We start from the raw sequence: 22,240 nt of genomic DNA, 5'->3' as shown, positions 1-22,240 counted from the left end.
CACTATTTATTCCCACTTTTGCGGGTTTCTGCCAGATCAAGTATTTTATAAAACAAGGTCGTAAGGCTGTACTTTTTATCCACCGTTAATTCCTGTTTGAGCTTTTCCGAACGTGCCTGGTCATCCTGCGCTTTACCGATAACCCACTGTACATCCGGAGCACCAGACCCTTCCGTGATTTCCCAGTTACGCAGCGAATCCTGTTCCATTTTCCAGGTATCAATGAATTTAGAAGCTGATTCCTGTTTGCCTGAATCCCTCATTACCTTCACCCCAAGATAATTATTGAGCACATTGCGGTTGCTTTCCTTGCTGGCATTGAGGGTGTAATCGGTGATAGTCTGCGAATATTGCTGCGCTTTCCCGGCATGGCCAAGCTGCGTTTCGCAATAGGTTGCCAGGTAGTCCATCAGTCGCGTATCGGGTTCATGAGGTTTGCCCGTACCCAGATTTTCCGGCCACAAGCGGGCTTTTTCAAGCGCTTTTAAGGCATCGTTGTATTTTTTGTTTTCTGCAAAAATAAGGGCTTGTGCCAGGTTGGCTACGATATACACGTTATGTCCTTCCCGGGCTCCCTCCTGCGGCAGGATTTGAATTTTGTCCAGCACTTGCAGGCAGGCTCCAAATTTACCCGCATCCAGCAGCGATTTGGCATAATCGATTCCAATGACGGGATTTTCAGAAAACAGTTTGTAAGCAGACCGGGCGTTTTCGAGCGCTTTTTCCTGCGTTTTTTGCTTGTTAAAATATTCCGTCAGATAATGCCAGGTGCGCCATTCTTTGGGGTTAAGCTGATTGGCTTTTACAAGATCAAGCTGTGCCTGAGCCGAGCTGGCTGCGTCGTTTTGAAAAAGAATACCTCTTGCAATGTAAAATGGAGTATAGTCAGGCTCGTTTTTACATGATGCGTATTGTATTCTGGCATTTTCAAGATCACCAATGTGCCAATAGATCAGCCCAAGGTAATAACGGTTTTTCCAGGAAGACTGCTGTTTTTCTGCCCATTGAAGTACAGGAATGCTTTCCAGACGGAAAGGAAAGACCAGTTCGGGAGACATGTCAATCGCGTTTTTTAAATGTTTTTCACTTTCCGCAGGGGAAGAATCTTGGCTAAGAAATGCAAGCCAGTAGGACACCGTGGGATAAGCGGGCGCCAGTCGCAGCACCTGCATCGCTTCCAGGTTTTGTCCCTGATTTACATAGTCCATCGCCAGTTCCAGGTAGGTTTCTTGCGGCAGTTCGTTACGAATGGCACTTTGAAAAATGACCAGGTTTTCGTCGGTCGGTTGGAGCAGATATTGTTCGAAATGTGCGTAGTGACTGAGCGGGTCAATTTCCAGGAGAGCTTTCCATACGTCAGCCGCCTGATCCGGTTTATTCAGTTTTCGAAGCGAAGTGCCAAGCAGCTGATTGGCTACCAGATTATTTCGGTTGTAGTCCAATGCTTTCCGGGCATCGTATCCGGCTTTTTCAAAATCCTGTTTTTGTAACGCAATGCCAGCTAATTGGGCATAGGCGCCGGATTTGTACTCCATGGTCCAGGTAGCAACCGATAAAGCTTCTTCGGCTTTGGTCAGGTCGCCCAATTTTCGGTAAAGGGCACCATACAGATAATTAGCGCCGCCATGGTAGGTGTTTTCAGCCAGTACTTTTCTGGCAAAGTCCAGTCCCTGTGCGTACTCACCTTTACGATAATGGTATTCGGCCAGCCGCACCAATGCGCCACTATGGGTAGTTTCTTTTTTAAGACATTCCAGGTAACGTAAATGGGCTCCCTCGAAATTGCGCATTGCATTTTCATCTTCCCCAAGCTCAAAAAGTCGTTCTGCTGAATTGAAGTCCTGCTTGTCTGCGGAAATCACAGGACGGTCTAAAATCTTTTCTGCCTGCGTGGAATAAACGAGGCGGTCTTTACCAATGCTCACCCGAAGTGGTTTTTGATTTGTCTGGGACTTTGTAAAAGGTATGGTTTTGACATACACCTCCATAGGTTTAAGTTGGAGCGGGATTTGATAAATGGTCTGCCCGGCAACAGTCACTTTCAGTGTGTCCTGAATGGGAGAAATCGGGTTAAATATTATTCTAAGACTGTCTCCGGTCGCCACTACATTGAGCGTACCGTAAGGCGAAGCATCGACCATACCGCCAGCCGCTTTGACAGGAAACCAGTATTCGGTTTTGGTCTCAGAATAAAACGGCCCCAGAGACTTTTGGTTGAACGGACTGTGAAATCCGCTCCTTTCAGCCGCCTGATTGAATGTTACACCCGACTGAGCTTCAATGTATTGTCCGTCTTTATCCGTGAGCAGATCTTCCCAGATAGCACCTTCCCTTGCACGAGACCAGATCCATAATTTCTTACCAGGAGCATCCGAATACGGAGCCCAGTGACCGAAGCCGAAGTTTTTGTTGTGCCAGTATCCGCCAAACCAGGTCGTATGCGTACCCATCACGTGATAAGATTTATCGCCGCCGGAATTGACATTTTTGTAATAGGACAAATCAACACCATGCTGATCAATAGGCCAGGGGCTTGCCAGTCCGTCGTGTCCTACATGGTGCGTTCCCGGAAAAAAGAACTGCATATCATCCGACGCCCTGAATGCCGCATTTTCCCACGACAGGTAAGAATCGTGCAGAGGCAGAGGATTATACCAAAGGCTTTGTGTTTCGAAGTAAGCTTTATCCTTAGGAAGTACGATTTTGACCCGCCACTGCGTGCGTGACGCAAGATCAATTCCGCCGACCACACAGGTTACACTTCCATCCGGATTATTCAGCATCACATAATCTACCGGAGCGGCTGCCCAGGGAGCGTGGCCCAGATCCAGACCGAAATTATGCTCAATTCCGCCGCTGGTCCACGGACCCCGGATTCCGATGGCGCGGAACTTCATAACGTGGTTGACGTAGACAAACTCCTCGCCGGTCGATTTTTCCACGGCTCCCAGTACTTTTCCACCCACTTCCGGTAGTATCTGCACTTTGATAAAAGGATTTTCCAGCTCCACCACCTTCCAGTTTTTAGAAGTGCTTTTGTTGGTATATCCATCAAAAACGTAGTACGGGTAAAATGGCGAAACTTTTTTACCAATCGCCATAACCGGCACCCGATTCGGGTCGGAATAAGGATAAGTCTGGAATGCCTGCACTTTCTCCGTAATGCCGGACTTTTGCGCCTGAACTGCTGGTGACAATACCAGCGTTGACAGGACCAACGTCAGAACAAAACGAGCTACTCTGGTACCTGGCAATAACATTGAAAAGGCGGAAAGTGCACTCACGCAGATAAGTTTAAAATAACAATAAATTGATCTCACACACATCTCACATCTCACATTTTACTTTTCACATCTCACATCTCACTTTTCACATTTTACCCTTCGAAACAAGCTCGCCCAGTTCCAAACGCACTTTGTGCCATTGTTCCTGATCATAGCCCCATACATCAAGGTTACCAATGGATTTATCTCCGAATGGCTCTTTGATCAGCTTATTAACGAGTTCATCCGCACGCTTGGAATTGCCATCGAGCTTTGTCAGCAAACGCAGGTATTCATAATCCTGCACACCGTCACGCATCGTTTTTAGACGGATGGACGGACAGGGTTCGGATACATTAGGCACCATGCCGGGTTTGTAAATGACAGAACCGTTCCCGTTAAATGTCCGGTATGTAAATTCTGCATCGGCCTCCGCGGCTTCCTTGTAAAAATCTTTCCAGGATTCGGGATCATACCAGCCCCGTTCCCAGCCGGCGCCGACACCCCAGCTGATCCAGGAGTAGGTTTTGTATTTCCAGCATGCCCAGCTGATCGCGCGGTCATTGATCAGGGGCAAATCGATAAATGTCGAACTTCCCACCCAGCTGTTCAGCTTATGTTCGTATAACATTGGCCCGTAAAGCCAGTCTTTAATACCCATTTGCTGGTATAACTTTACTTCGTCCAGGTTGTAGCTGATGGTGTGTGATGCCCAGTCGGTTATGGACTTCCCGATCACATCCATCGCTTCTTTATTATAGCCGCCGTCCACCCGAAACTTTGCTTCCGGATATTCTTTTTTAAACAGATTGCCATAAAACACCATCCGCGACCAGGCCTCAGGAAAATAGGATTCGTCAAGGCCATTCAGATAAACGGTAAGCAACGTTTTTTCGGGATTCACCATGGGAAGTAAGTGCTGACGTACCTGCCGGATGCTGCTGACATATATGGCCTGGTTGGCGGCATTGCGTTCTACTTCGGGTTTGCCGATATCCGGCCAGCCGGCGGTACCATGTTTTCCATAGATGTCGAACGGAAGCGCAAAGGTTTCGATCGGCTCACCATAGCCGGGGCCTTCGGTGTAGCCATGTTCTTTGGTAAAGGCCTGTCCGGTCAGGTATTTTTTTAGGCGCTGGTCGAATTTGCCCCATTGTATTTGCACCTTGCCATTTTTAAACTGCATTTCAGGATCATAAGTCGGATCCATGAGGGAAATACGATTGCGCTTAAACAACTGATACACAGATAACTCCTGCTTTTCATCCATCCCACTCAAAAAACCTTCATGTTGCAGGCTGGCTTTAAAAAGGTTTTCGTTGGGCAATTCAAAATCCCATATTGTCAGGCTGACGGGAATTTGTTTTGTAATGGCGCCAATCTTCGCTGTGATCACACTCTGGTATGTTCCGGGTTTTGCCTTCTGTGAATCCACTGGAATGAACTGATCCACCCAAATAACCTGCGAACGCTGGTTAGTGATCCGGTTATTGAAGTCGGGCAGCGTAAATGGGTACACCCATCGCCCATGGACCTGGGTTGAGTCAGTCTGAATGAATTTAAATGGAATCAGCGCGTCGGGATACCAGCCTTTGCCGAGTGTAGATTTAGGATAACCTGTGCTGGTGCTTTGTACATTGACTGACCATTCCAGAAATAACTCGGGTTTAATGGCAAGTTCAGAGTTCCCGTTTTTGAAAGGCAACATGTCGAGCCTGATCCCTGTCAATTCTGAATCTGATTCATTAGATAGTACCAGTTGAAACGACACATATTCCCCACGTGCTCCGTGAAGCGAAACCTGCTTTCCGTCGAATATCCAGTTTTTATCAAGAAGATTGTTTTTTTTAACCTGATTGGATGGAACGCCTTTAAACCGGTGTTCGATAATTTCGTTGGTAACCGGGTCCAGCCGGACCGACGAAGGCAGTGCCCTCAGTTGCCAGGGATTGGCACCATAAGTTTTGTTACCACCGATGTATGTGGCCAAGGCTATCAAACAGAGGATTACTTTCACAAATCTTACCATAATCAAGTTTAGTTCTGGAAATTTATCTGGGGCACATTTACTCATTCAACGGGAAAGATCATGAGCTGGCTTAGTGCTTCATTTTCGCCCATGACCATGTACTTCCCATCTGCAGAGGCAGCCAGTGTACTCAGTTGAAAGCCCCGCCACATGATTCCTTGCTCGATCCCGGGAGCTGCCATTGTGAATTCAGGATTACCCAGATCCACGAAACCAGCACCTTTTTCATCATAAGAAAACAAATGCGAATAACCCGGTGCACCGCCTGCAAGTCCATATAGTTTACCATCACGCCCAAAAGCCAGTGCCTGCAACCGGGCCATCATCATAGGCTTACCCAGGTTTTTGATCTTTTTGGTTTTGGGGTCCAGGACAAATAATTGCCCATCGCCGGCATTTCCGCCGTATAACTTTCCGTCGGGTGCTTTGGCCCAGGCTTCCACTTGTCCTAATACTTCTCTCCCCCAGACGGCCGGCAGAGGTGTTCCGAGAAACTGAAAGGTCTTTTTTACCGGATCAAAAGCAAACACCCGGTTGCCCGCCGTACTGCCATAAACCAATCCTGCATTATCCTGAATCAGCGCTTTGCAGAGATAAACCTCCGGCTCCACTGCATACTCTTCCAGGTTTTTGAGCTCTTTTTCTTTCGGAGCCACTTCATCAAATATCTGTACCTTTTTGGTCGCAATGGTGTAGGCAAAAAACCGGCCGCCCGGATAACTGACCCCATAGAGTTCGGTACCTTCCTGATTACTAATCAGTGTGAAAATGCTTTCTCCGGCAACGGGAACACCCAGGTCTTTTACCTCGATTGCCCCGCCATTATCAATGCTGATTTGTATCAGGTGGCCCGGCTGCTGTTTCTTGTCGACCCTGGCCATCGTGCCTGCATAAAGCTGATTACCAGCCCCCTTGGAAAAGCCGGTAGCAATGGCCATTTGTCCCGGAACAACCTCTTGCAAATCCTTTGTCGTCAAAAGCTTTTTTCCGGAAATACTTGCAACGAACAGATACGGCGATAACCCTTCCTTTGCCGAGGTCCCGCCGAGCACCAGGTCACCTTGTACATGCAGGGACATAATGGCATTGCGATACATGGGCAGGCGTTTTTCTGCGCTGTTCGGTAGCGAGACTTCGATTGCAAATGCTTCTTTGGGGGTAAAAAAAGTGTATTGGGCAAAAAGTGGTGCCGAACAAGTCAGCAGCAGGATTGGTAAAAGTATTTTCTTCATCAGATTTCTCATTTCCGGATTTCTTTTTCAGGATTGAATTTGATCAGAAAGGGCGTAGTGAAATCGCCCTCGCCCGAAGGGTTACGCCGGCCGGCGAAATACAGGTTTCCATCTTTGTCCCTGACATCCGAGCCCGTGGCCTCGGTGATGGTGGTGGTAGGATATTCCTGTAAAATGATTTTTTTACCCGTAGCAGGGTCGAATTCCACCAAAACGGTTTTGTCTTTTATCACATAATTATCATGACCGCCAATGATGTAGTACAGCTTGCCGTTCTTTCCGATGTTCAGGTTGGGCACGTAAGGTCCCCAGGCTTCCATGTTGTCCGTTTCAATAACACCACCCAGATCTTTAACCTTGCCCATTCCGTTTTTTTCAGGATAAAAGGCGATCAGTTTTGCGCCATAAGTGACCAGATAAATAATTCCTTTGGCCTCGTCTTTGGCGTAGGCTGTAATTCCAGTGATAATTTTGGAGCCGGGCGTGCCGGGAAATGCAGGCAGACTTTCGCGTGCAAATACCAGAGAGTCCCGTTCTGCTTCGTACTTCACCAGGCGCTGTCTCCAGTCCACATAATAACAATTCCCCCACCAGTCGGTGAACAATACGCGCGGAACGTGCGAACTTGCCAATCGGCCGAGGTCGCGCATTTCGTTTTTATCCGGATTGTACACCATGAAATGGGCTTGCGGGTAAGTGATTCCGTAGAGCATTCCGGTTTTCGGATTTACGTCAACGTCCTTTATACTTTCGAAAGGCATGGCCAATCCAAGGTTTTTCAGGCTGCCTGTCCTGGGATCCCACTTCATGAAATAGCCGCCGGCATAACCGTGCGGATGTTCCATCAGGTATTCCTCCCGAGATTCGCCGCCGTCAGTGGAGAAATAGATCGAACCGTCGGGTGCCGCCACGATTTTAGAATGTATTTTTCCCTGCCATTGAAAATTACGCAGATGCGCCATATCGCCAATGAACCCATTCAGTTTCATTGTGTTTTGAACCGGATCAAAAGTGTAAAGCCCTATTTTATTGCGGTGGTTGGTAACTCCGATGTGCACCGTATTGGAAGCCGCATTGTAGCCAATCGAACCCCAGGTGGAGTGCGCTTCCGGAAAATCCGGATATTCAATGAAGTCAACATTCTTTTCGGTAATCGCAGATTTCTGGGCATGTGCGGTCTCATAACCAGCCACAACCAGGAAGCCTGCCATCCAGCATGCCGCAATATACAATTGATAAGAAAAGCGAAAATTCATAAAAGCTGTTTTGAGAAAGCAGTATTAGATTTTTTCATACCATTACAATGAGGTAAAAGCAACTCAGGCTTATACGGTGCCAATTTAAATAATTTTGCTTAAATAAAATTAAAATGAAATAAAATTATTTTCATTTCATTTTGTTTATGTTTCATTTTATAGATTTTATAGCTTTTAAGTGTTTCTCACGATTTAACTATTACTGGCTTCTTCAAGTCCCATTAAAAGAGCTGCTATGATAGTAAGCATGATTCCAGCAATAATGATGGGGTGTGGAATGGTCTGGTACAAAGCAAGGGACAATGTAACAGTGAGCACGGGTGAAAGAGCAGTGGTTATAGGCGCAATAATGATTGCTTTTCCATATCGAAATGCGTATACAAGACATAGCGCGCCAAATGCGTTGAGTGACTGTAATATTGCAGATAAATATGGCCCGCTGAATCCCCACTGAATGGGCTGATCAAAATCAGTTATATATAATGCAAAAGGAATGAGTGCAAAAGATGAAACCATCATATAGAAATACAGGCTTTCGGCGGACATAATCTCGTTGGCAAACCGCATGATACACCCCTGGGCACCCCAGGCAAGGAGCGGCACGGCGGCCAAAAGCAGCCAGTTATAGTCACTTACCCGGGTGGAGCCCGTCGGCTGGTAAGAGAGCATGAAAATGGAAATAAGGGCCAGGGCGATTCCGATCCAGCCTCTTTTACTTGTTTTTTCATGAAGCAGAACTACCGCCAGCAGGATGGTTACGACCGGGGTAAGCGAGAGGATCGGAAAAACCAAATAGGCTGGCGCAATGCGTAGTGTAAAGAAAAGCACAAGCTGGCCGCCAGCTCCTAAAAGGCCCACTGCGCTGCCCCAAAACACAGCCTTTTTATTAAAATCCAGTTTCCAGTTCTTTATTTTCAGTGCAGCAATCGCTGCAGGAATCATGGTCAGCGCCCAGACAACATATCCCAGGGTTGGAGGAAAACCATTTTTTTCAGGAATTTCAATAACAGCGCCCCATACGCCTATGAACAGGACATGAATAATTACGTATATCGGCCAGTGGTTTTTGGTGCTGTTCATGAAATCTTTGATTTCTTCTTTTTGTAAAATTGTGGTTGCGTAAGATTTGAAATAAATGCCTGAATTTTAGGGAATCGCGGCTTTTATATATTTGTCAAACCACTGGATCATGCGTTCATTCAGATCCGCTTTGCTGCGTGGTTTCAGGTCAGGCCTCCATCCGTGCCCCTCACCTTTGTATTGCACAAGCCTGGTGTCTACACCCTGTTTTTTAAGGGCTATATACATTTCTTCGGCCTGTGAGAAAGGTACCTCATTATCCGTTTCACCATGGAGGAGCAGGGTTGGCGTAGTAACCTGGGCTACGTTTCGCAGTGGCGAGCATTGCCACAGCAAGTCGAACCGGTCATGGGCCCTGCCTCCGAATTCAGATTCCATCAGAGAATGATATAAAGAAGTGCCTGCAAAACTGACCAGATTGCTAAGCCCGCCATCGGTTACAGCCGCTTTGAAACGCGTCGTTTGGGTAATGATCCGGTTTGTCATATAGCCTCCATAGCTTTGTCCGGTTACGCCCAGGTGCGCTGCGTCAAGCCAGGGATTTTCGCTCAGTACAAAGTCCAGACCGGCCATCAAATCCTGATAGTCTCCCCCGCCCCAGTCCAAAAGGGTGCCGTTTGAAAACGTCTGGCCGTAGCCGTGGCTGCCTCTGGGATTCATGTACAATACCGCATAACCAGCCTGTGAGAGCAAATGTATGCGCTCGTCAAAATCCTGTCCGAACATATTGTGGGGCCCACCGTGAACTAAAAGGATAAGCGGATATCGCCTTGTTTCATCGAAATTGACAGGCGGCATCAGCCATCCTTGCGCCCGAATACTACCAAAGCTGTCAAACCAGAATGTTTCTGCTTTTTGCAACGTTTTCGTTTCGAGCCAATCTGTATTTTCCTGAGTGATTTGCTCAGTTGCAGCACCTTGATTTTTTGTTTTGAAAAGTTCAGCCGGATGGTTCGTATCAGATCTTACAAACACCATTTCCTCTCCAAGCGCATCAAGACAAAACTCAGAAATGCAGCCAGCGCCTCCCTGAACCATTGCTATCTCTCCCTTTTCAATACCTATCCGGTAAATGGAAGTATTGCCATGATCACCTGCGGTAAAGTACAGATACTTTCCTGAGGGATGCCAGCGCACGTGCTCTATACGCCTGTCGAGAGATTGAGTCAGGTACCGGAAGTTTTCTCCATTGGGCGATATCAGGGCAATATGCGTATCCTCGGCCGTGCTGTCGTTGGTGCCAGAATGCCCTGAAACCGCCAGGAAAGCAATGTGCTGACCATCCGGCGACCAGGTCGGCTGGTAGGCCAAACCGGTGTGTTCCGAAAGACGGGCAATGTACTGTGTGTGAATATCTACCTTCCAGACATCGTTTTGCTGGTTATCATCCGGACAGGCGTTCCTGTTACTGATGAAGGCAATTTGACGGCTGTCAGGTGCCCAGGTAATGGAATGCTCATTATAGTTGCCCGGGGTTATATTTACCGGTAATCCTCCCGCCGAGGGTATCAGGATTACATGTGTATAAGAATGATCGGCATATACAGGCCTGCTCCGCCCGCCTTTGGATTTATAGAGCAGGTCGTCGATCACCCGGATCTCTTCATTTTCAGGCTCTGCAACAGAAATGTCAGCGCTGAGGTAGGCGATATACTGTCCATTAGGTGACCAGCTGCAATTCTTTTCAGCCAGGTGATTGAAAAAATAAGAAGAATCATAACGCCGGGCCAGAAACCGGCTCGCTGCAGTTTTAAGTGTATAAATATAGAGGTCCCCACTTTCGGTTTCGTACAGCAGCTCGGTGCCATCGGGTGACCAGGAATGCGCGACACCTCGCCCCAAAACGGCTTGTTTTTTGTCCGCCGACAAGAGTATAATTAAATCCTGATGCTCATTTTCAATAGGATCGGACACTGAAACGTGATATACAAGGTCTTCACTGGAAGGAGATAGCAGGGGGGTGCCTACTTTTCTGATTTTGCATAAATCTTCTATCACAAGTCCCCGGGCCGGGTCCCTCATTTCCGTTGAGATCATAAAAGTTGGTTCAGGAGCGATCGTTTTGTAAGCTGCATTTCCTAAGAAGGCGTCTTACATGCTAAAATACGCTAATATTTTCTTGCAATATATAAGTAAGAATAAATAAATTAAAAGAAAGGTTTAAAAATATTTTTTACTTTCGTTTTATGATGTTTACTTTGAATAATATTACATTATGTTTCAAATGAATAAAATTACCTTCTTCTAATACCGCCGTAATAATGCAGAAAAATGAAATAAGTATGCTACTAAGCGGTGTGGAAGCACACACCCAACGTGAAATCCTGTCGCAGCCAGCGCTTTGGCAGCAGGTTTATCAATTAGTTAAAAAAGAAAGTAAAGAGATAGCCGGTTTTCTCGGGCCTGTTTTAGAAAAAGAGAACCTAAACGTTGTGCTGACAGGCGCAGGCACTTCGGGGTTTATCGGTGAGGCAGCCCGGGGGACTTTGCAGCAACTATGGCGCAGACCTGTTCAGGCGATACATACAACAGAAATTGTCACCCAGCCGGAATCTATTTTTATCCGAGCGGCCCCAACACTTCTGATCTCTTTTGCCCGCTCGGGAAACAGCCCCGAGAGCGTTGAAACGGTAAAATTAGCCGACACTTATTGTGATGAGGTTTATCATTTGATCATCACCTGCAATAGCGAGGGCGCACTGGCCAATATGGAAACAGTGGACCCGAAAAGGCTATACCGCATTGTCTTGCCCGAGGCTACTAATGATAAGAGCCTGGCGATGACAAGCAGTTTCACGTGTATGTTGTTATGCGCGCTTCTGGTAGCCCGCATAGACTACATAGACGACGAATCAGAAAAAATCCGGCGTATTGCGGAACAGGGAAATTTGATTCTGGAAGAAAAATTTTTGCTTGAAACACTGGCCCTGAAAGGTTTTGAACGGGTAGTCTTCCTGGGTTCCGGGGAGTTATTGGGTATTGCCAGGGAATGTCACCTAAAATTGCTCGAACTGACAGATGGAAAGCTGGTGTGCATGTCGGATTCTTTCTTAGGTTTCAGGCATGGGCCGAGGGCTTTTGTAAATGAAAATACCTTAATGGTCTACCTGTTTTCCCGAAATCCGCACATTATGCGTTACGAGAGGGACCTTGTCGAAGACATTGCAAATGATAGCAGGGAAATTCATTCCTTAAAAGTCGGGGGCATAAACGAACTGGTATTACCAAATAGCAGCAAAATAGACCTGCAAATTGATCCGCACAATCAATATCAGATGATCCCGGTAACCCTGGTCGGCCAATTGCTCGGTTACTATAGCGCGGTGCACCTGGGTATTAACCCTGATAGCCCGTCCGTATCAGGATCGATCAGCAGGGTTGTACAAGGGGTCAATATTTATAAGGAATAAAATATCAAGAAAAATGATAAACCCTAAACTACTGGTTGTAGGTGAGCTGAATGTCGACCTGATTTTGAATAAAATCCAGGCTTTCCCTCAGGTGGGAAAGGAGACGATTGCGGATGAAATGGATATGTGCCTGGGCAGCTCTTCGGCCATCATGGCGGCCAATAGTGCTGCGATGGGTGTAGATACGACCTTTTGCGGAGTAGTGGGTGACGATTATTTTGGTGACTTCATTCTTGGCGAACTGGAACAAAAGTCCGTTAGCTGCCGGCATGTAACCAAACTTACAGGCCAGAAAACGGGGTGCACGCTGGTTTTGAATTACGGTCAGGATCGGGCTAATGTCACCTACCAGGGTGCAATGAATACTCTGACTATCAGCGATATACCATTCAGGACACCCGCTCTTTACCAGCATCTGCATGTATCAAGCCTGTTTCTTCAGAAAGGGCTTTTAAATGATATTGAGCAGATTTTCATAAACGCACAGGCTGCCGGCATGACCACTTCGCTGGACCTGCAATGGGATCCAGCCGAAAATTGGGCGTTCGACTATGCAAGGTGCCTGCCTCATGTGGATGTCTTTATGCCTAATGAATCGGAATTACTCGCCCTTACGAAAACGGATTCGATCAGCAGCGGCATTGAAAAAATTCGTCCCTACCTGAATACGCTCGCACTGAAAATGGGCAGAAATGGCAGTATGGGTATTTGTGCTAACCAACAATTAACGGTGCCTGCTTTTGAAGTGTCGCATTTCGTGGATGCTATAGGGGCAGGCGACTCCTTTAATGCAGGGTTCATTCAGAAATACATTTCTGGTGCTTCCCTGGAAGACTGCCTGCGGGAGGGCAATCTGATGGGTGCGCTGAACACTACGGCTGCGGGTGGCACAGGTGCATTTTACAACTTCAACACAATCAGCGAAAAGATAAAAGACTTCTGGGGAATAGAACTATGCCTGTCATGAAATTGAAAGAAAAACTGCGCGAATTAACACAGCTGAAAAAAGGATTGCTGGCTACTAACTATTATGACCTGGAAACATTGCATGGTGTATTGCAGGCCGCCGCGGAAATGAAACAACCGGTCATTCTGCAACTTACCCAAAGCTCGATTGATTACATGGGACTTAAAACGGCCGTGAACCTGGGCCGCAACGGACTTGAAGAATTTGGTGTGGAAGGCTGGATCCACCTGGACCACGGCGGGTCCGTCGAACTGGTACAGCGATGCCTGGATGCAGGTTTCGATTCGGTGATGATCGATGGCAGCGAGCTTCCTTTTGAGCATAATGTCAGACTGACCAGGGAGGTGGTCGAGCGCGCCAAACGGTACGATGCACATGTAGAAGCAGAACTTGGTTACGTGGCGAAACTGGGCCAGTCGCATCATACCACGGGATTTACGCAGCCGGACGAAGCGGCTGCTTTCGTACAGGAAACGGGCGTTGATGCACTAGCCGTGGCAATCGGCACTGCACACGGCTTTTATAAAGAAGAACCCAGGCTGGATATTGATCTGCTGCGCAGCATTGCCGGAAAAACTTCGGCGACCCTGGTTTTACATGGAAGCTCAGGCGTACCGCATACGCAGGTTAAGCAGGCGATTTCCAATGGGATCTGTAAAGTGAACCTGGCGACCGAAATTAAGAACATATTCATGGCTTCCCTAAAAGCTGAGCTAACCTACAACCAGGATATTGACCTTCGGAGAGTATTTCCAAAAGCAACCTTCAAAATTACCGAACTTGTCAAAACCAAGCTGGAAATGGTGGAGAATATAGTGGCGTAACCTGGTTTTTTTCACCACGATTTACGAAACGGCAAATATGTTTATCCTTTCAAACTTAAAAACCTTTTTATATAACAAAATAAGATCCGGCGTGTACAGCTTAAAACTGTCAGGCAATTGAAATCTGTTTCTGAATCTATTGATACCAGTACAGACACTGGCTATCTCTTTCTTAACATAGATGAAATACAGAAGATGGTCTACATTAAAAGTCAGCCCAGGTTTATAAGATCTTAAAATATGTAAAGGGTTTCTGAAAAGCAGTTTTCGAACCATATTCTAGGCCGTCAAAAAACAATTTTTAAACCAGAGGAATTATCTCGCTGTAAGCATTAATGTGTATGAAAAATTTCCTGGTACTGGTTTATTTTTTCTTTGATCAGCCTTAATTCTTCTCCGGTAGGATGATCAGGGTCTTTTGCAGGCGGAAGCGCTCCAAATTTTAAAATGCAGGCCATTAGTAACATCATTCCTTTTGTTGCTGTTGTATTTTGTCCTTCTATAAATAAGTTATTCGTATTTGTATCCATAAATCCATCAGCATTACCCCGGGCAACTTTTAACACCGGATACCCATGCAAAACAACTTTTGTTAATGCTGCGTCCATTGGCGAAGTCATCGAACCATAGGGAGCGTAACCTTCTCCTACAAAACCTGCCAGCGGGTGCTTATCAATATAATCATTCAGCCGGGCCAGAATATCGATTTCCGTCGATGCATCCTTACTGGCATCGTTATCCGACCGCCAGTTGGAGCTTTTTAGAATAGTAACCATTGGTAGTGACCCAGGAATAAGATATCCTTCTGCGTCCTTTGTTGCGACTGAAGTAATTTCGACAGATTTTCCATTTCTAATAATACCAGGCACCTGACCAGGCAACTTTTTTAAGGAAACCTGGGAATGATAAGTATGTTTTCTTACAGGAAGAAAAGTAAGCTTTGGACCATATCCCATCGTTCCCACAATGCCGCCGTGCCCGCCAGTGACCACATAACCTCCCGGGCGAGCATCCCCTTTTTGAACTTCACGCGTAGAAAATACCATCTGGTCCTGGATCATGACAGATCCGACTTTATTGTTTCCATTCTCATCAGCCCATACTTTTGAAGTAATGTAAGTGATGGCATCCTTAATGTTCTGATCACCGTCCGCGCTGATACTGCCACGTTTTCTTTGCGCTGCGTTGAATACCATCGGAGATTTTGTATCGATGAGTAAGTTCATCCAGTAAGAAGTGGTTTCTATACTCGGACTTCCTTCAAGCCAGACGGAACCCAAATAATCGCCGGTTGCCATCGTCTTTTGAACCATATTGGTTGCCCTGGCCAACGCAATTGTATGTGGTGAGGCGCCATAAGGGCCGTATGAGAAGAAATCCTCCCCCAATTTTTCCGGGGCAATAGCACCTTTACCCATATCGGTCCTTTGACTTTCAGACAGGCCTTTCGTATAACCGCCAGCCGGAGCCGGACGGTAAAAATCATAGTCAGCCAGTTCCATTATACGACCGCCATTTCTTTCTATTTCTTCAAAAATCCGGAAAGCATTGGGATAAAAAGTTTGCCTGGATTTTGCAAAAGGTACATTAGGTTCGGTAAATTCCGCATCCCAGGCATTCCCATTTATCTGCCGCGCCATGTAGGGTAAAGGATACAAACCATCTTGTGGCTGTAACAGGATTTCCAGAACGGGCCTGTCGTCGGGTGATTTTCTTTTTGTATCAAATTTACCTTTGGTATCTACGTAGCCATCTGGTTCCCCATACAGCTCTTTTACGTCATTTTCCAGTGGATGCGCCGTAAACATCTCTACATAAATCCTGGCCGGAGCAGCCAGTTTCTGATAAAACAGAACGTCTGTTAATGTTCTGCCCGAAGGATCTTTCAATTCAGGCAAACCATGTTTTTTACGTGCCTTATTGCTTGTAACCAGCGGCTGGCTATTTTGAATGGTAGCAGTCGGGCCAGAAAAAACGGCGATTTTAGGTTTAACCTGCCGTTCCTGTGCAAAGGAAGATCTAGCCCATATAGAATTTAGCAGAAGGCAGACTACAATAATTCTGCACCTGGTTATTAATTGTTTCATGACTCTGGTTAAAAAAAGAAAAGCAGCTGGGAAACGGACTTTGAAACTGGAATCTGCTGTTTAAAAAAATTAAACAGCAGATGAATCGGTTTGTCAGGTCCAGTAGTCAAATTTTTTCTTGGTGAAAATAGATTTCGGAATCATGCCATGTACGCCTAGTGTCTGGTCAACTACCTGGCTAACTTCAAATTCAACACCGGTACTGGCAATAGACAGGGCTTCATTGAAAGTGAAACCTCCTATTTCTGTACTGATAAAATTACATGTTTCCCTGATTGCATTTTTCATTGCAATACGCAAATCCGGATCCAGGCCAATAGCTATAAAATGTGTTGCATTTTCAGCTCTTGGTACTTTGATCGTTTTACCTTTATGTACAATAAATTTTGCTATCATCGTAAGCGAACCTTCTATGGCTGTGCCGCTTACCTCTCCATTTCCCTGGGCAGTATGGCAGTCCCCCGTTGTAAAAAGAGCACCGGGAACGCTTACAGGTAAATATAAAGTAGAACCGACTGTAAGGTGTCGGATATCCAGGTTTCCACCAAAATTACCCGGTGCAATTGAGCTGACACGACCTTTTTCCGGAGGCGGCGATACACCCATTACACCCATAAATGGCCTTAACGGTATCTCTACCCCTTCTTTAAATGTGCCTGTTTTTTTCCTGGAATCATACCTGTAAATAAATGCATTGGGTGTGGTTATGTCATCAGGAATACCTCCACCTCCCGGCCTTACCATGTTCACGCCGTACATGCTGCGTATGGAAAGATCTAAAACCCTCACTTCCAGCATATCACCTGGCTCGGCCCCTTCTATATAGATCGGTCCCGTAAGCATGTGGCCGCGTATGCCGGAAGGCTCCGGTTTTACTTCCTTTTGTATTTTAATGATTTCCAGCGCATGTGCATCAACAGGTAAATTATTATTCTTAAAAAAGCTTTCCGGATCTGTCTTACTGATCCCTACGGCACCTACTGTCTGAATTTCCACAACTGCGCCGTCTTTTACCCTGGCAATTGGTGGCACGTCCGCACCAAAATAACCGGCTACCATGTTTTCAGGCACTGTCTTGATGAAATAATCCGGTTTGATTGCCGGCCGGGCCACTGCACTTTTATTACCTGGAATACCAGATAAATCATCCGCCCTGGCGGAGAAGCTACCTAATGCAAGCGCTGCAAATCCCCCCTGAGCTGTTTTTCTGAGGAAACCCCTACGGGTGTTTTTTTGATTATCTTTTTGATTGTCGGCCATATGGATATGTTTTGTAGGTATCTGCCTTTTATGGATTGAAACCGGTATATTTTTTTGGAGTGAAGCAAATGTATAGTTGCATAAAGCAACTGGCTCAAATATTGGGTTTCTTCCATCCGCCTGAACGCGTTTCCAGATATTGCGCAGCGGCCAAGGATATATCTTCACGCCATGGATGTGCCACTACCTGCACGCCAATCGGCAAACCTTCTTTAGTGCCACCACAACGAACTACGGTGGAAGGCCAGCCGGTAGTATTGTAAGCTCCGACATAACCGGCACTTGCCGAAGGCACAGCATCCTTAACTCCTTCATCAATCAGAGGGGCCGGAGTATCTGTGGTAGGACAAAGGATAACATCGTATTTTTGAAACCATTGGAGCATTTTACTTCGGTTTTTATCCTGCATTTCAAGCAGTTCAGTGTATCTTTCGGCAGAGATAGGTTTCACTTTATCTATACGGTCGACAATGGTAGCACTTAATACATGGCTACCTGCTTTATCTCCGGCACGTTTCAAAAATGCCCAGGAATCTCCCTGTGTCAGTTCGCGACGAATGGCACCCAGCTCGTCAAGCAGTTCTTTTGGCAAGTCTTCCGTTACGACAGCCCCTGCCTCTTCCATCCATTTTGCCGCCTGTTTTACGGCTTCCTGCGTTTCGACGGCGGTGGTAAGCAAGCCATTATTAGGATAAAATGCCACTTTCAGTTTGGCAACATTGACCTTAGCCGGATCCAGCCATGGCATAGGTACTACGGCCGCGTCTTTAAAATCCGGGCCGCTCAAAATGGGTGTCAGGAGAATCAGATCTTCCACACGCCGGGCCATCGGCCCCGGCTGCTGCCATAGATCGTAAATACCACCGTAATCTACAATGTGCCCGGTTCTTGGAATGCGTACCGAAGTAGGTTTAATACCTGTGATACCATTGGTACTGGCTGGCAAACGTACACTGCCGCCCCAGTCTGTACCTACATCAAAAGCGGTTCCGCCAGCTGCAATGATTGATCCTGCTCCACCACTGCTGCCAGAAGTCCCGCGATTTAAATCATACGGGTTTTTACTCACACCATAAATAATGTTGCCTGTTGTTGTAACACCTCTCAGGCCCCCTCCTGCTAATGTAAATTCAGGTGTGTTGGTTTTTCCAAGCAAAATTGCCCCGCTGGCACGCAGCCTCGCTACTACTGTCGCATCATTTTTAGGAATATAGTTCATATGGCCCAGGGTCCCTCCGGTACTGATCACTCCTTCTGTCTCAAAGGAATCTTTGATCGTCATCGGAACACCATGTAACGGACCTAGTAATTTCCCTTTTTTAAGTGACTGATCTGCTGCTTTTGCTTCTGCAAGAGCCCGGTCAAAGCATTCCATCACTACTGCATTCAAACGAAAATTAACATGTTCAATACGTTTTATATAAGCGGTTACCAATTCTTCCGATGATATTTTCTTCTGCCTGATGAGCTCTGCCAGTTTGGTAGCCGACATATAAATTGGCTCATCCGTAGTATCGCCGGAAACCAGAAACGATGAAAGGGGATTAGCAGCCTGAGCATTTTCAGATAAAGCAGACAGCGCATTGGCTGAAAATCCGAATGAAAACAGCTTCCTCCGTGAATAAATTTGAGTTGATATATTTTGCATAAAAGGGCCCGGTTAAGATATTTTAAAACAGTTGATATTTTACTTGCCTCCGGTAATGATCTCATTCAAAGCAAGCGGCGGCTGCCAGCCACCAGTTTGAGATTCAATGAAACTGGCTACTGCCAGTACCACATGCTCCTGCCAGGGGCGGCCTATAATCTGAACGCCGATTGGCAGGCCTTCCGGGCTAACACCGGCCCTGACTACCGCAGAAGGCCATCCTGTCATATTGTATATCCCAACAAATCCGTAACTGGCTGGATCTCTTGGCTTTGGATCAAAATTGTCAGGATTGGGTTTGGCAGGGCTTGCCATAACCGGAGAAATTACAATATCATAGCTTTCAAGCCATTGCAGCATTTTACTACGCGAAGCATCCAGGTTCTCGACCAGTTCTGTAAACCGGGCTGCCGATGCTACACCTGCGGGCCCCGGCGACAAACCAAGTAAAGGATGCGTTGTTTTTGTCCCGGATCTTTCTACCAGCCTTCGTACCCAAGCCCGCCCATCGGCCATTCCCAGTTCCGAACGCACCTTTTCTGCCTCCTGAATAATTTTAACAGGTGCATCATTTGTGATTACGAATTTCCCATCTTTTAACATATCTGCTACACCTTGAACCGCTTTTATGGTCTCCGGTGTACATTTTTCTGCACTGCCAATATCAATGTGCCAGGCATATTTAAGTTTTTTCAGATCAACTTTAGAAGGATCTTCCAGCGGTACCGGATGAATGGCCGCATCAATCTGGTCCGGGCCTGAAATAATAGGCAGGATATAGGCCAGGTCTTCTACCCAGCGTGCCAATGGCCCAAGAACCTGATAGGTATCAAATATGCCTCCATAGTCAACAATGTGGCCAGTTCTGGGAACCCTGCCCGTAGTGGGTTTCAAGCCAGCAATCCCGTTATAGTGCGCTGGCATCCGTATACTTCCTCCAAAGTCAGATCCGATATCCATAGGGGAACCGCCTGATGCAATAATCGATCCCGCACCACCGCTGCTGCCACCTGGTGTGTAACCGGCCTTGTACGGATTGCTGGTCATACCGTATATTAAATTGGCAGTTGTCCCTGCCAGTGTAAATTCGGGTGTGTTGGTTTTGCCCATTACAATGGCACCGGCATTTCGTAAACGCGCAACGACGGTAGCGTCCTCTCCTGGAATAAAATTTTTGCGGCCCATAGTCCCGCCCGTGCTTACAACCCCTGCCGTATCAATGGAATCCTTGATCGTAACCGGCACACCGTGCAGCGGCCCTTTACTTTTTCCTTTCGCCAGCATATCATCAGCCATTTTAGCTTCCATCAAAGCACGTTCCTTGCACAGCATGACCACAGCGTTGATCTGCGGATTAACCAGTTCTATTCTTTTAAAATACATTTCTGTTAATTCAACGGAAGATATTTTTTTCGACTGAATCATGGATGCCAGGTTTTTGGCAGAAGTAAACAGCGGATCTTCCGGCAGCTTCACCGGCCTAAGTTTGGCGTGCGACAAGCTTTTGGAAGAAATAATACCAGGTGAACTGGACATTAAACCGGCCAATGCAATCGCTGCCACACCTCCCTTACCTGCTTTTGATAAAAATTCACGACGGGAAGGCTGTGTTTCTTTTTCTAACTCGTTGGATATCATGTTCACGTAAGATTAAGGAATATAAAAAATGGTGTTTTTATTGATATTATAACCGTCCCGCTTTATGGTACGTCCCACCATACCCGCGTAGAAAGCTCGTCGGGTCCCTGGCGTGCTATTACGATCCGGTAATTGTCTGTATTCAGTGTGATCTCTGTTTGAGGATAGCCCCTTCTTCTGGGTAATTTCCTGCCTGCAAATGCCTGAGGGGCATCTTTCAGTTCCGGATAACCAAGCCTGCGCCAGTCAGACCAGGCTTCTATACCTTCCTGATAAAAATTCAGCCATTTTTGCTCACCAATGGATTTAAAAGGATTATTTTTTTGATAAACCACCTGAGGAACTGTCAGATACGCAGCAATGGCGCTTTGGTCTACTCCCCAATACTGAAGGGAGGCAATAATACCGGCATCATAAAAAGCTTTTGCATCACCATCAATCCATCCCCTTTCCGCTGCCTCGGCTTCCAGAAATAAAACCTCGGTGTAGGTCAGTATTTTGAATGGCACAGTGGGCTGAAGAATATGCTGGGGATTAGGCCATGAAGCTTCTTCGTCACGATCCAGGTTGGCTGTGGCAATATCCAGCCCGAAACCGGTTCCAACATACCCCTTACCCCCTACTTTGGCTGTGTCGGCATAAATAAACAGCCGCGGATCGCTGAGTGCTTTCAGTTTATCTATTAAAGTATTGGAAACGGCTATGTTGGGGGCAGAAAAGTTATAGTAATAGTAATAAGGGTTGATATTGGATGTAGCTGACAGATATTTGTAGAGGGCGCTTTGTGTGTTACTGGTAAACACCCCGGTTTTAAATGCCTCTGAAACAGCTTTTTGGGCTGCAACAGGGTCTACTTTGGACATCCTCATACCAATCCGCATTTTCAGGGATTGGGCGAATAATTTCCAGTTGTTCATATTACCGTTATAAATGATGTCGCCCTTTATTGCCGCTCCGCCAACACTTATCTGTGCGGTTGCTTCGTCGAGTTCTTTTAATAAATCAGTATAAATTTCCGACTGCAGATCATATTTTGGCAATGCCACCGTTTTGCCGAGCAAAGATTCTTTGTATGGAACTTCCCCCCATATATCTGTTATGTTATGGAAGATATAAACCTTCAATATCCTGGCGATTGCTATCTGGTTACCATTAACACCAGACTGTGAAGCTTCCAGGGCTGTGGCCTCGTTGGAATTCAGACGGATTACTTCATTCAGATCAGCAAGCGGACCGGTATAAAAGTTACTGAAATCCAGTTCGACGGTTGTATAAATATCATTGCCTCCCCCACGTGTACCAGCCCAATGCTGGATAAATGTAGTAGCCGAAGATGCTAAGCCGATCACATTAGAGTTGCCAAAAATCAATTCCGCCACCGAACGTTGCGCACTTGTCATTAAATGCGAAGTAGGAACTGAAACCGGGTTATTAGGATCAATATTGATATCGTTAAAATCACAGGAACTAAAAAGTAACAGAGCAGTTGCCAAAACCACTTTCATGCAGTTCTTATATATGTTTCTCATTTTCTTTTTCATAAATC

The 22,240-nt window shown here is 46.4% G+C and carries 14 protein-coding genes; 3 read left to right on the top strand and 11 right to left on the bottom strand.

What is annotated here, in order from left to right:
* Positions 1 to 2 precede the first annotated feature (2 nt).
* The 6 genes from KZC02_RS24085 to KZC02_RS24060 all read right to left on the bottom strand — a co-directional run bounded on the left by KZC02_RS24085 (position 3) and on the right by KZC02_RS24060 (position 10,897).
* The gene (locus KZC02_RS24085; protein WP_221391003.1) at positions 3 to 3,284 is read right to left on the bottom strand and encodes a DUF5107 domain-containing protein; all 3,282 of its coding nucleotides are present in this window, start codon (positions 3,282 to 3,284) and stop codon (positions 3 to 5) included.
* Positions 3,285 to 3,369: 85 nt separating this feature from the next.
* Positions 3,370 to 5,253 carry a glycoside hydrolase domain-containing protein gene (locus KZC02_RS24080; protein WP_229253767.1) on the bottom strand — a complete coding sequence of 628 codons (1,884 nt, stop codon included), beginning with the start codon at positions 5,251 to 5,253 and terminating at the stop codon, positions 3,370 to 3,372.
* An 80-nt stretch (positions 5,254 to 5,333) separates the two neighbouring features.
* Positions 5,334 to 6,524: a hypothetical protein gene (locus tag KZC02_RS24075; RefSeq protein ID WP_229253766.1), complete on the bottom strand. Its 1,191-nt coding sequence runs from the start codon at positions 6,522 to 6,524 to the stop codon at positions 5,334 to 5,336.
* Between the two features lie 8 nt (positions 6,525 to 6,532).
* Positions 6,533 to 7,780, bottom strand: a complete 1,248-nt coding sequence (locus KZC02_RS24070; protein ID WP_221391000.1) for a hypothetical protein — start codon at positions 7,778 to 7,780, stop codon at positions 6,533 to 6,535.
* A gap of 192 nt (positions 7,781 to 7,972) precedes the next feature.
* Positions 7,973 to 8,860, bottom strand: a complete 888-nt coding sequence (locus tag KZC02_RS24065) for a DMT family transporter (protein WP_221390999.1) — start codon at positions 8,858 to 8,860, stop codon at positions 7,973 to 7,975.
* A gap of 66 nt (positions 8,861 to 8,926) precedes the next feature.
* Positions 8,927 to 10,897, bottom strand: coding sequence for a S9 family peptidase (locus KZC02_RS24060; RefSeq protein WP_221390998.1), 1,971 nt, complete (start codon positions 10,895 to 10,897; stop codon positions 8,927 to 8,929).
* Between the two features lie 224 nt (positions 10,898 to 11,121).
* On the opposite strand from KZC02_RS24060, the gene KZC02_RS24055 reads away from it, so the two are divergent.
* From KZC02_RS24055 to KZC02_RS24045, 3 genes are read left to right on the top strand one after another with little or no spacing between them, the layout of a single operon-like run.
* On the top strand, positions 11,122 to 12,270 hold the full coding sequence (locus tag KZC02_RS24055; protein ID WP_221390997.1) for an SIS domain-containing protein: 1,149 nt from the start codon (positions 11,122 to 11,124) through the stop codon (positions 12,268 to 12,270).
* A gap of 13 nt (positions 12,271 to 12,283) precedes the next feature.
* The gene (locus KZC02_RS24050) at positions 12,284 to 13,237 is read left to right on the top strand and encodes a carbohydrate kinase family protein (RefSeq protein WP_221390996.1); all 954 of its coding nucleotides are present in this window, start codon (positions 12,284 to 12,286) and stop codon (positions 13,235 to 13,237) included.
* Entirely contained in the window at positions 13,234 to 14,061 is an 828-nt protein-coding gene (locus KZC02_RS24045) for a class II fructose-bisphosphate aldolase (protein WP_221390995.1), read from the top strand. The genes KZC02_RS24050 and KZC02_RS24045 overlap by 4 nt, the downstream gene beginning before the upstream one ends.
* Before the next feature lie 332 nt (positions 14,062 to 14,393).
* On the opposite strand, the gene KZC02_RS24040 is transcribed toward KZC02_RS24045, so the two are convergent.
* The 5 genes from KZC02_RS24040 to KZC02_RS24020 all read right to left on the bottom strand — a co-directional run bounded on the left by KZC02_RS24040 (position 14,394) and on the right by KZC02_RS24020 (position 22,235).
* Positions 14,394 to 16,148 carry an asparaginase domain-containing protein gene (locus KZC02_RS24040; protein ID WP_221390994.1) on the bottom strand — a complete coding sequence of 585 codons (1,755 nt, stop codon included), beginning with the start codon at positions 16,146 to 16,148 and terminating at the stop codon, positions 14,394 to 14,396.
* 93 nt (positions 16,149 to 16,241) lie between these two features.
* Positions 16,242 to 17,408: an acetamidase/formamidase family protein gene (locus KZC02_RS24035; RefSeq protein WP_221390993.1), complete on the bottom strand. Its 1,167-nt coding sequence runs from the start codon at positions 17,406 to 17,408 to the stop codon at positions 16,242 to 16,244.
* Between the two features lie 94 nt (positions 17,409 to 17,502).
* The gene (locus KZC02_RS24030; protein ID WP_221390992.1) at positions 17,503 to 19,056 is read right to left on the bottom strand and encodes an amidase; all 1,554 of its coding nucleotides are present in this window, start codon (positions 19,054 to 19,056) and stop codon (positions 17,503 to 17,505) included.
* A 39-nt stretch (positions 19,057 to 19,095) separates the two neighbouring features.
* Positions 19,096 to 20,694, bottom strand: a complete 1,599-nt coding sequence (locus tag KZC02_RS24025) for an amidase (protein WP_221390991.1) — start codon at positions 20,692 to 20,694, stop codon at positions 19,096 to 19,098.
* Between the two features lie 62 nt (positions 20,695 to 20,756).
* The gene (locus KZC02_RS24020; protein WP_221390990.1) at positions 20,757 to 22,235 is read right to left on the bottom strand and encodes a SusD/RagB family nutrient-binding outer membrane lipoprotein; all 1,479 of its coding nucleotides are present in this window, start codon (positions 22,233 to 22,235) and stop codon (positions 20,757 to 20,759) included.
* Positions 22,236 to 22,240: the final 5 nt, after the last annotated feature.

This window comes from Dyadobacter sp. NIV53, from assembly GCF_019711195.1.
GTDB lineage: Bacteria > Bacteroidota > Bacteroidia > Cytophagales > Spirosomataceae > Dyadobacter.
Note: the sequence above shows the minus strand (reverse complement) of the source record. Positions and strands in the feature narration are given on the sequence as shown.

Coding starts and splice junctions, on each gene's coding strand:
- KZC02_RS24075 (WP_229253766.1), bottom strand. CDS start 6,524: ATGAAGAAAATACTTTTACCAATCCTGCTGCTGACTTGTTCGGCACCA.
- KZC02_RS24070 (WP_221391000.1), bottom strand. CDS start 7,780: ATGAATTTTCGCTTTTCTTATCAATTGTATATTGCGGCATGCTGGATG.
- KZC02_RS24065 (WP_221390999.1), bottom strand. CDS start 8,860: ATGAACAGCACCAAAAACCACTGGCCGATATACGTAATTATTCATGTC.
- KZC02_RS24060 (WP_221390998.1), bottom strand. CDS start 10,897: ATGATCTCAACGGAAATGAGGGACCCGGCCCGGGGACTTGTGATAGAA.
- KZC02_RS24055 (WP_221390997.1), top strand. CDS start 11,122: ATGCAGAAAAATGAAATAAGTATGCTACTAAGCGGTGTGGAAGCACAC.
- KZC02_RS24050 (WP_221390996.1), top strand. CDS start 12,284: ATGATAAACCCTAAACTACTGGTTGTAGGTGAGCTGAATGTCGACCTG.
- KZC02_RS24045 (WP_221390995.1), top strand. CDS start 13,234: ATGAAATTGAAAGAAAAACTGCGCGAATTAACACAGCTGAAAAAAGGA.
- KZC02_RS24040 (WP_221390994.1), bottom strand. CDS start 16,148: ATGAAACAATTAATAACCAGGTGCAGAATTATTGTAGTCTGCCTTCTG.
- KZC02_RS24035 (WP_221390993.1), bottom strand. CDS start 17,408: ATGGCCGACAATCAAAAAGATAATCAAAAAAACACCCGTAGGGGTTTC.
- KZC02_RS24030 (WP_221390992.1), bottom strand. CDS start 19,056: ATGCAAAATATATCAACTCAAATTTATTCACGGAGGAAGCTGTTTTCA.
- KZC02_RS24025 (WP_221390991.1), bottom strand. CDS start 20,694: ATGATATCCAACGAGTTAGAAAAAGAAACACAGCCTTCCCGTCGTGAA.
- KZC02_RS24020 (WP_221390990.1), bottom strand. CDS start 22,235: ATGAAAAAGAAAATGAGAAACATATATAAGAACTGCATGAAAGTGGTT.